The organism is Neisseria sp. P0022.S010 (genome assembly GCF_051956635.1).
Genome location: NZ_JBQCXF010000540.1, coordinates 1 through 1,988 on the forward strand (window position 1 = coordinate 1; position 1,988 = coordinate 1,988).

At 47.2% G+C, this 1,988-nt stretch carries 2 protein-coding genes; both read right to left on the bottom strand.

Annotated elements, in window-relative coordinates:
• Window positions 1-20: 20 nt before the first annotated feature.
• Window positions 21-1,427 carry a dihydrolipoyl dehydrogenase gene (locus tag ACTHUT_RS19145; protein ID WP_250600920.1) on the bottom strand — a complete coding sequence of 469 codons (1,407 nt, stop codon included), beginning with the start codon at window positions 1,425-1,427 and terminating at the stop codon, window positions 21-23.
• 253 nt (window positions 1,428-1,680) lie between these two features.
• On the bottom strand, window positions 1,681-1,988 hold a 308-nt coding region (locus ACTHUT_RS19150), incomplete at its 5' end, for a glutaredoxin domain-containing protein (RefSeq protein ID WP_440419427.1).

The window sequence follows — 1,988 nt, forward strand, 5'->3', positions numbered from 1 at the left end:
GCCTTTATTCCATCAAATAATCAAGCCTGTTTCAATTTTGCATCGGCATCACGCAATGCAGTACGCAGACCTTCCTCGATAACCGGATGGTAGAACGGCATATCCAGCATTTGCGGAATCGTCATCTTCATTTGATGCGCCCAAGCCATCAAGTGTGCCAAATGTTCGGCAGCAGGGCCGACAACTTCCGCACCAATGAAACGGCCGGTCGCTTTCTCAGCATACAAACGCATATGGCCTTTGTTGACCAACATAACGCGGCTGCGGCCTTGATTTCGGAAGGAAACCTCGCCGATGACAAACTCATCAGGCTGATATTTCGCCGTAACTTGCGCGTATTTCAAGCCGATAGTGGCAATTTGCGGACTGGTGAATACCACGCCGATTACGCTACGGCGCAAACCTCCCTCAATATTCGGGAAAATAGCGGCATTGTGACCGGCAATTTTGCCTTGATCGGAAGCTTCATGCAGCAGAGGCAATTGATTGGACGCATCGCCTGCGATAAAGATGTGCGGGATGCTGGTTTGCATGGTCAACGGATCGGCAACAGGTACGCCACGCGCATCTTTTTCGATATTCAGGTTTTCCAAACCGATATTGTCCACGTTCGGACGACGACCGGCGGCAGCCAAAGCATATTCGGCATGGAACACACCTTTTTCGCCATCTTGTTCCCAATGAACTTCAACATTGCCTTCTGCGTCCAATTTGACTTCGGTTTTGGCATCCAAATGCAAAGTCAACTCTTCGCCAAAAACGGTTTTGGCTTCTTCAGCGACAACAGGGTCGGAAATACCGCCAATCGCACCGGCCACGCCAAAAATTTCAACTTTCACGCCCAAACGGTGCAAAGCCTGACCCAACTCTAAGCCGATTACGCCAGGGCCGAATACGGCCACACTCTTAGGCAGGGTATCCCAAGAGAAAACATCATCATTCACAATCAAGCGATCGCCCAAAACTTCCCACTGAGGGAAAATCATAGGGCGCGAACCGGTAGCAATCACAAAACTTTTTGCAGTAATTTGAGTGTGGTCATCGATTTGGACGGTGTGTTCGTCAACAAATTTTGCCGTACCCATAATACGCTTGTCGGCTGGCCACTCTTCTACATCGCTGACCACAAAACCGACAAAACGGTCGCGTTCGGACTTCACGCGGTGCATGACTTCTTCGCCGTTTACCGTTACGCTGTCTTTATCCAAATGCACGCCAAACGGATCGGTATGCAGAGCATGATGGCGCGCTTCTGCAGCCGCAATCAGCAATTTGGACGGCATACAGCCGACACGCGCACAAGTTGTTCCGAATACATTGTTTTCGATCAGGTAAACATTGTCTGTATGAAGCCGGGCATTGCGAAATGCGCCCATACCGGCTGTACCACCACCCAGTACTACCACATCTGCTTGAATTTTTTTCATATTTTATCCTTACTGTCTATATCCAAACCGATATTGCCATCAGGTTATCCGTTTTCAGACGGCCTAAACTTAACAAACTATCAAAATTTAAAAATCAATAGTCAATACCTAAATATCGATTTAAAACAATAATCTCAAATTCTACTTGTAAATATAGAGTTATTCAGAACGCCGATTTGTAAACGTCGTCTGAATAACTCTATATTTGGGTCTTTCAGACGGCCTTTTCAAGCCGTCTCAAGCATACAGGCAATTAGTTTTTAGCCAAGTAAGCTTCCAAGTCTTCGCTGCCGCCGATGTATTTGCCGCCGATGAATACTTGAGGAGCAGTCATCTTACCGGTAATAGCGCGTACGGAAGTAACAGTTGCATCTTTGCCCAATACGATTTCTTCGTAAGACAAGCCTTTGTCTTGCAGAGCTTTTTTAGCTTTGGCACAGAATTGGCAACCAGGTTTGGTGAAGATGGCAACAGACTCTTGAGCTTTCCAGTCAGGAGCAATGTATTTCAACATAGTGTCAGCGTCAGACACTTTGAAAGGATCGCCTGGTTCTTCAGGTT